Raw genomic sequence first — 8,049 nt, forward strand, 5'->3', positions numbered from 1 at the left:
GGCCGTCGGTGCGCTCGTCGGTCAGGCGATCGGCAAGAACCAGAAGAGCACGATCATCGGTGGCGCCGTCGGTGCCGTAGCGGGCGGGGCGCGCGCCGCAACCGTGGCCGACCGCGACGTGATCGTCGCGGCGGGAACCGCGATCACGCTCACGCTCACGCAATCGTTGACAATCTCCGCGAATTGAGACGCCCCAACGCCCGTTCGCGCTCACATGTATCAGGTCCAGGAGGAGTTCGATGATGCGTTCCCCTATGAGCCGCGTGGTCCACGCCCTGGCGCAGCACGCCCGGATGGCGAGAATCATCGCCGCGGTTGCCGTCGCCGGCTTATTCGTGGCGTCGTGTGACGTGCACGGCGTCAGCAGTCCCGGCAGTCTATCGGCGCTCGTGATCACGCCGAATCCGCAGGTGTTGGCGGTGAACGGCACGCAGCAGTTCACGGCGCTCGGCACGGACTTTTCCGGCGCTAACGTCTCGATCACGCCTACCTGGTCGGTCGTGGCCGGGGGCGGGACGATCAGCAGCGCGGGCCTGTTCACGGCCGGCACAACGCCAGGGACGTATACCAGCACCGTCAAAGCCACCAGCGGCAATATCTCGAGCACGGCAACGGTCACCGTGACCCTCGGTCCGCTGGCCAACATCGTCGTCACGCCAAATCCCGTCTCAATGGGCAGCGGCATCACGCAACAGTTCGTGGCCGTGGGCACGGACGTTGCGGGGAACATTGTGCAGTTCATCCCCGCATGGTCCGTCGTGGCCGGTGGCGGTACGCTGAACGGCAACGGCATATTCACCGCGGGCACGGTGGTCGGGACGTTCGCCAATACGATTCAAGCCCGCAGTGGCGGCATCACGGGGACCGCGACGGTCACCGTGACCGCCGGGGCGCTCGCGACGATCGCGGTCACGCCCAGCCCGGCAACGCTCGCCACCAGTACCACGCAGCAGTTCACGGCGGTCGGAAGAGACGTCGGCGGCAACGTGGTCGCGATCACGCCGACCTGGTCGGTCGTCGCGGGTGGCGGCACGATCGACGGCGCGACGGGCCTCTTTACGGCGGGTACCACGACCGGTACGTACACCAATTCGGTTCGTGCCAGCATTGGAGGCGTGGCGGGCTTCGCCACGGTCACGGTCGTCGCCACCGGGCCGCTGGTCTCCATCACGGTGACGCCGACTCCGGTGTCCGTACAGGCCAATGGCACGCAGCAGTTCATCGCGGTCGGAACGGATGCAAGCGGCAACGTCTTCCTGATCACGCCCGTATGGTCAGTCGTGAATAGTGGGGGCAGCATCAACCCGAACACCGGAGTCTTCACCGCGGGCGCGACGGCCGGGACTTTCAACAACACGGTCAAAGCAACCAGCGGCTCGGTCTCGGGGTTCGCGACCGTCACCGTGAGCGCGCTCGCGCCGACGCTGACGACCGTCGCTGTGACGCCGAATCCGGTCTCCGTACTGGTTAGTACCACCCAGCAGTTCACGGCAATCGGTCGGGACGGAGGTGCCAACATCCTTCCGATCGCGCCGGTCTGGTCGGTCGTGAGCGGAGGCGGCACCATCGATGCCAACACGGGTCTCTTCACCGCGGGTGCGGTGACCGGGACATATACCAACACCGTCATGGCCACGAGTGGGGCGATTTCCGGTACGGCCACCGTGACGGTGACATCGGCGGCACCGCCGCCGCCGCTCGTGAATCTCGGAACGGCAGCCCCCAACGGGATCATGGCCGGCACGGCCGTCACGTGCATCATCGGCGGCATCATCAATGCCAACGTGAGCATCAGTCCAGGCAATACAGTCACCGGCTTCCCACCGTGCGTCATCACCGGTGTCCAGCATCTGGGCGATGCAGTCGCGGCGCAGGGCCAGATCGACCTCACCGCCGCCTACAACGAGCTGGCCGGGCTCCCGTGCCCGGCGGCGAACGCCATCGTGGCCGATCTCGGCGGAACCACCAAACCGGCCGGCGTCTACTGCACGGCGAGCGGCATTGGCGTGACGGGCACGCTGACGTTGGACGGAGGGGGAGATCCGAACGCGACGTTCGTCTTCCAGGCCGGCTCGTCGCTCACCACGGCCGGGAACGTGGTCCTGATCAATGGGGCGCAGGCCAAGAACGTGTACTGGCAGGTCGGATCGTCGGCCACGCTCGGCACGGCCTCGCAGTGGCAGGGGAACATCCTCGCCCTCACCAGCATCACGCTGGTGGACAACGCGACCATGTTGGGCCGCGCGCTGGCCCGGAACGGGGCGGTAACGCTGGGCGCCAACAACGTCATCACACTGCCATAGCGCAGGCGAGCGCTGGAGCCGGACAACCGTCCGGCTTCAGCCCCGCACTGGCCACGAAGTCTTCAAGGAGAGGCACATGTCGATCAGAGCATTCACGGTTGGACTCGCGGCGCTGGTGTGGGCCGTGCCGGCCGTTGCGCAAGAGCGGGGGACGATGGAGTTCGGCGCGTTTGCCAGCGCCGCGTCGTTCGACAACAAGCTCAGCCTTACATCGGGATACGGAGGAGGCGGACGGGTCGGGATGTACCTCGCCCCGCGTTGGTCCATCGAGTTCGAAGACGCCGAGATGCGGGCCAGCCGCCCGAACGGCCTGAAGGCGGTCAACGTGGGATTGCTGTCCGGCCGCCTGGTGGCGGTGCCCATCAAGAGCGGGGCGGTGTCGTTCCTCCTCGGCGCCGGTGCCGGGGTGTCCACCGAGACGAACTTCCTTCACAGCTATGGCGTGGACGCACTGGCGGGGATGAAGGTCGCCCTCAGCCCCAGTGCCGCGCTGCGGATCGACGGTGTGTGGGACTGGCTGGCGAATGAAAACTGGAAGTCATACCTGAGTGTGCGCGTGGGCCTCAGCCTGTACCGGTGGCCCTCCCACGAAGTCCGCACCGTGACCGTGACGACGCCAGCGCCGCCGGCGATGATGATGGAGCATGAGGATTCGGTGAGCGCAGCGGAGACCAAGCGTCTCCGCGATCGCGATGCCGCACTGCAGGCCCTGCGCGATTCGCTCGCCAATGCCCCGGTGAGCCAGCCGGCGGTCACGTCCGCCGCGACCATGGCGACGATGCAGGCCGTGATCCATTTCGCATTTGACAAGTCAGTGCTCAGCGATTCTGCCAAGGCGATTCTCGACGAGAAGGTCGAGGTGTTCCGGGCCAACCCGAGCATGACGATCGTGATCGGGGGCTATACCGACGTGGTCGGCACCGACGCCTACAACATGGCGCTCGGCGAGCGGCGCGCGCAGGCCGCGAAGGAATACATCGTGGCCCACGGCATCGACGCGAACCGCATCATCGTTGAATCGAAGGGCGAACGTGACCAGATCCCGAATTCTGCTGGCGTTGCTGGTCGGGCGCCGAACCGCCGGGCCGTGTTCCACCTGTTGATCGCGCCCGACGTGGTGAAGGATTAGTAGTAGCGACAGCTGGCCGGCCGTCAATCGGCCCAGCGCGGACGATCGCGCAGGAGCCGGTTGCCGAGCCGGGATCACGGGCGGTATCAGTCCCACCGCAGAACGCCGCGGCCGTACACAACGTGCCCGCCCGACAAAGTGGTCATCGCCGTCTCCGGACGGCAGGAGATTGCGAAATGCTCATGACGCTCGCCGCTGTGCTGATCGTGCTGTGGTTGCTCGGCATGGTCACCTCGTATACGATGGGCGGTTTGATTCACATCCTGCTCGTCATCGCCGTCATCGTGATCCTGGTGCGTGTGATCCAGGGTCGGAAAGTCCTGTAAGTCGCCCCCGGAGGTGCGGAAATGAGTGGAATCAAAACGATGGCCGCGGTGGTGTTGGTGGCGGGTGTGTTCGCGCTCACGTATGGCGGGTTTACATACACGAGAAGCACACACCACGCGCAGTTCGGCCCGTTCGCGATGATGATGCAGGACCGGCAGACGGTGGCGATTCCGATCTGGGCCGGCATCGCCGCCGTGCTCGTGGGCGGTGTGCTGCTCCTGATCCCGACGCGCGCCACGTGATGCCGTTCCGACGGCGTGTGATGGCCCCGTGGACCGCTCGGCCCTTCCGTTCGCGACGACCAAGGGTGGATATTCGACGGCGTAGCGCCTAGTTGCGGCCGCCACGGTCAACGAGTGATCCGACCGGGCCGCGCACGTGCGCCAGGAGTGGACGATGGGTCGGGACAGAAGAACGCGGCGCGCGGGAATGGTGTGGGCCGTGCTGGCCGTCGCGCCGATCGGCATTGCGGTGGCGCAACAGGCCCCGGTGACGTCAAGTCATGCCTGCGACGGCGACACCGTCACGGCCATCGAGATCCGCTCGTTCCCGCCCGGATTCAAGAATCTGGCAGGCCGCTGGCGCACGGCGGCCGATGTGGTGGGGCTTCACCACACGCTGACGCGCGCGCGCGTCGTGATGGCGTATCTCCAACTCGCTGTAGGCCAGCCGTGCTCCGAACGCGACCGGAGCGAGTCGGAGCGCCTCCTCCGCCTCCAACCGTACCTCGCCTCGGCCTCGGTGGTCACCATTCCAGACGGGCCGGGCCGCGTGCGCGTCTTGGTGGAAACCGCGGACGAAGTGCCGGTCATCGTCGGCGCCCGGTTTCGCGGACTGGCGCCCATCCGGCTCACGCTCGGCAGCGAGAATGTGTCTGGTGAAGCGCTCACGGTGGCGGTGAGCGCGGAGCGTGGACTCGCGTACCGTTCCGGCGCCGGCGTGGCCGTGATCGAGTACGGGGCCTTCGGGCGACCGTATACACTCGCGGCCAGTGCTCAACGCTACCCACTCGGAGGGGAGTGGTCCCTCAAGTTCGCCCATCCGTTCCTCACCGATCTGGAACGGAACGCCTTCCATGTCGGCGCCCAGGGGTCTCGCGCGTACTATCCCGTGATCCGACCGGACGGCCAAGACCTCGCCCTCTCGGTCCGACGGTCGACGTACGATGTGGGCGCCGTGACGCGTGTGGGACACGGACGCGTGGTGGGCGTGGTGGGCGCCGCGCTGATCGGCGAAGACGTCCGCACGGCTCCGGGGCCGGTGATCATCTCCGACTCCGGACTCATCGACGTGCCCACGGACTCGGCGCTTGGCGGGCGCTTTCCCGCGTATCGCGTGATGCGGATGACGGCGATCGGCGGACTGCGAGCCCTCCGGTTCGTGACCGTCACCGGGTTCGACGCCCTCACTGCTGCGCAGGACGTCGGAACGGGGGTCCAGTTCGGCGCGATGGCCGGCCCGAGCATGTTCTCGTCGACGCTCAAGCGCGACCTCTTCCTGTCCGCTGACGCATACGGCGGCATTGGGGATTCGCGCTCGTTTCTCGAGCTCCGATTCACCGGCGAGGGGCGCGCCGACCGCACGACGCACCGCTGGGACGGCATGGTGGGCAACGGTCGCCTGGCCTGGTACGCCAAGCCGGACGCGCTGTACACGCAGGTGGCGAGCTTGGAATTTTCTGGCATCCAGCGTCTCGCGTATCCGTTCCAGCTCACCTTCCAGGATCACGACGGCGGACTGCGCGGCTATCCCAACGCCGCCTTCGCCGGCGGGAGGCGGGCCGTGATGCGACTGGAGGAGCGCCGGCTGCTGCCATCCGTGAGCACACGGGCCGACCTGGCGGTCGGCGCATTCGTGGACGCGGGCAAACTGTGGGCCGGCGACGTACCCTATGGCGTCACCACCAGTGTCCGGACCGCGGTCGGGATATCGTTGCTTGGCGCGTTCCCTTCGGGGGGCAAGCGCACGTATCGCATCGATATCGCGGTGCCGCTCGATCGCCCGCCAGGGGGCGCACGATGGGAGCTGCGCTTCAGTTCGGCCGACCGCACGCAAATGCTGTGGCAGGAGCCCGCGGACATCGTGCGGGCCAGGGCCGGCGCGGTGCCAGCGAACCTCCTGAGTTGGTCGGCGCGGTGATGCGCCCCAGGGTCCGCGCCGCACTCGTATTGGTGCTCGCGACCGCGGGCTGCCGAGGGGGCTCCGCGCCGCCTCCGGCCACGGACGTGGCCGCGCGTGAGCCACCTCCGCCGATCATTCCGCCCTCGCGGTTCGACGTGCCACTCACGTACGATATCACAAAAGTGCTTGGCAAGGTCGAGGGGGCGGTGCCGACCCAGTTCGGGTCGCTGGACAGCGTGCACCAGGTGGGGAACGACGCCAGCCGGCACTATGCCTTCGAGGCGAAGCGGGGGCCGTTCACCGTGTTCGGCATCGACTCCGAGTTCCATCTGCGAGCCACGCTGGCCTACGAGGCGCGCGGGTACTACAAGCTGGGCTTCGCGCCAACGGTGAGCGTGGGCTGCGGCACATCCACCAACCATCCGCCCAGGCTGATAGTGGAACTGGCAACGCAGCTCACGCTCTCCGCCGATTGGCATCTCGTCTCGCACGTGCGGTTGGTTCGCTTGAGCCCAGCGTCGAAGCGTAGCCGCGATCGCTGCGAGGTGCGGGTGCTGCACTATGACGTTACCGGCCGAATCATCGACGCAGCTCGTGGGGCGCTGGTCGACCGGCTGCCGGCCATCGACAGCACGATCGACGCCGTCGACCTGACTGGCCAGGCGAACGGGTGGTGGGCCTCGCTCAATCGGCCCATTCGGGTGGCGGATGGCGTCTGGCTGCTGTTGGGTCCAATGCGGCTCCGCGTGGGACAGGTGCGCGGCAGCGGGCACTCGCTCATCGTGGACGTCGGTCTCGACGCGCGTCCGCAGATCGTGACGGCCGATGAAGAGCCCATCGTGGTGGTGCCGCCGCTTCCGTCGCTGGCCGCCGACACAACGGCGAACGGATTCCACATCCTCTTGCAGGGCGTGGTGGACTACGCCGCGGCGTCGGACGCCATCACCTCCGCCGTGCGAGGGGCCGTGGTGACCGAGCAAGGACACACGGTGCGCGTGGACTCCGTGATCGTCATGCCGGAATCGGGGGGCCGGCTCGCGCTGTCCGTGGCGTTCCACGGCGACGCGCAGGGCACGCTTCGCCTGGTGGGGATTCCGCGGCACGACGTCGCGAGACAGGGCATCTCGATGCCCGACCTCGACTATGATCTGCACACCGACAGTCCGCTGATCAACGTGTATTCGTGGCTGGCGTCCCCAGCGCTGCGGTTGTTGTTGCGCGAGAAAGCCATTCTGCCCGTGGCGCCGGCGCTCGAACGGGGGCGGGCGCTACTGCTCGACGCGCTGAATCGGAAGGTCGGGGACGCGATGACGCTCACGGCCCGAATCGACTCGGTGGCGGCGCGCGGCGTGTACGTCACCCGGCGCGGTTTGGTATTGCGGGCCGAAGCGATCGGACACGCGACGGCCGCCGTGAAGGAGCGCTGACGACGCGTGTCGGGGTTTCCCGTGCCCTCGCTCGCTCCGACGGCCGGCCGGGGTTATGATTGGGGACCCCTCGCCTCGCAGGTTCCACCCTTGTTATGAGGGAAATGGAGCAAGAACTTCTCCGTCGACTTCAGCCGGCTCTGGTCGGGCGCTACACGTTCGAGCGGGAGCTCGGGCGCGGGGGCACCGCGGTGGTGTTCCTGGCCCACGACGTCAAGCACGACCGGAAGGTTGCGCTCAAGGTGCTCCTGCCGCAGGTTGCGCAGGCGATCGGCGCCGAGCGGTTCCAGCGGGAGATCACCATCGCCGCCCGGTTGATGCACCCGCACATCCTGCCGCTCCACGATTCCGGGGAGGCCGACGGCCTGTTGTACTATGTGATGCCGTTCGTCCAGGGCGAGTCTCTCCGGGACCGCTTGGGGCGAGAGCATCAGCTTCCCATGAACGACGCGATCCGGATCGGCGTCGAGGTTGCGAGCGCACTCGCGAAGGCGCACAGCGAGGGTGTGGTGCACCGCGATATCAAGCCGGAGAACATCCTACTCCAGGGCGGCTACGCCATCGTTGCCGATTTTGGAATCGCGCGGGCCAAGAGCGCCACCGCAGAACACTCGATCACGCAGACGGGGCTCGCCGTCGGCACGCCGACTTACATGAGCCCCGAGCAAGCCGTTGGCGCGCAGGACGTGGACGGGCGGAGCGACATCTACAGCCTGGGCTGCGTGGTGTACGAGATGCTGGC

The 8,049-nt window shown here is 67.3% G+C and carries 8 protein-coding genes; all 8 read left to right on the forward strand.

Annotated elements, in window-relative coordinates; translation table 11 throughout:
• Window positions 1-187: hypothetical protein (locus VNF92_06730; GenBank protein HVA57566.1), on the forward strand; the 187-nt coding region annotated here is incomplete at its 5' end.
• 52 nt (window positions 188-239) lie between these two features.
• The gene (locus tag VNF92_06735; GenBank protein ID HVA57567.1) at window positions 240-2,303 is read left to right on the forward strand and encodes an ice-binding family protein; all 2,064 of its coding nucleotides are present in this window, start codon (window positions 240-242) and stop codon (window positions 2,301-2,303) included.
• 76 nt (window positions 2,304-2,379) lie between these two features.
• Window positions 2,380-3,432, forward strand: coding sequence for an OmpA family protein (locus VNF92_06740; protein ID HVA57568.1), 1,053 nt, complete (start codon window positions 2,380-2,382; stop codon window positions 3,430-3,432).
• A gap of 176 nt (window positions 3,433-3,608) precedes the next feature.
• The gene (locus VNF92_06745; GenBank protein HVA57569.1) at window positions 3,609-3,758 is read left to right on the forward strand and encodes a lmo0937 family membrane protein; all 150 of its coding nucleotides are present in this window, start codon (window positions 3,609-3,611) and stop codon (window positions 3,756-3,758) included.
• A 21-nt stretch (window positions 3,759-3,779) separates the two neighbouring features.
• The gene (locus tag VNF92_06750; GenBank protein ID HVA57570.1) at window positions 3,780-4,001 is read left to right on the forward strand and encodes a hypothetical protein; all 222 of its coding nucleotides are present in this window, start codon (window positions 3,780-3,782) and stop codon (window positions 3,999-4,001) included.
• A 154-nt stretch (window positions 4,002-4,155) separates the two neighbouring features.
• Window positions 4,156-5,898 (forward strand): hypothetical protein, encoded by a 1,743-nt coding sequence (locus VNF92_06755; GenBank protein ID HVA57571.1) that lies wholly within the window; start codon window positions 4,156-4,158, stop codon window positions 5,896-5,898.
• Between the two features lie 86 nt (window positions 5,899-5,984).
• A complete protein-coding gene (locus VNF92_06760; GenBank protein ID HVA57572.1) occupies window positions 5,985-7,307 on the forward strand; it encodes a DUF4403 family protein in 1,323 nt (440 codons plus the stop codon).
• 104 nt (window positions 7,308-7,411) lie between these two features.
• Window positions 7,412-8,049 (forward strand): serine/threonine-protein kinase (locus VNF92_06765; GenBank protein ID HVA57573.1); only part of this gene is annotated, 638 nt, incomplete at its 3' end.

It is taken from the genome of Gemmatimonadaceae bacterium (assembly GCA_035533015.1).
GTDB lineage: Bacteria > Gemmatimonadota > Gemmatimonadetes > Gemmatimonadales > Gemmatimonadaceae > JAGWRI01.

What these genes read in the sequence shown, in the direction of transcription:
- VNF92_06745 (HVA57569.1), top strand. Translation starts at nt 3,609, where the DNA reads ATGCTCATGACGCTCGCCGCTGTGCTGATCGTGCTGTGGTTGCTCGGC.
- VNF92_06740 (HVA57568.1), top strand. Translation starts at nt 2,380, where the DNA reads ATGTCGATCAGAGCATTCACGGTTGGACTCGCGGCGCTGGTGTGGGCC.
- VNF92_06755 (HVA57571.1), top strand. Translation starts at nt 4,156, where the DNA reads ATGGGTCGGGACAGAAGAACGCGGCGCGCGGGAATGGTGTGGGCCGTG.
- VNF92_06750 (HVA57570.1), top strand. Translation starts at nt 3,780, where the DNA reads ATGAGTGGAATCAAAACGATGGCCGCGGTGGTGTTGGTGGCGGGTGTG.
- VNF92_06735 (HVA57567.1), top strand. Translation starts at nt 240, where the DNA reads ATGATGCGTTCCCCTATGAGCCGCGTGGTCCACGCCCTGGCGCAGCAC.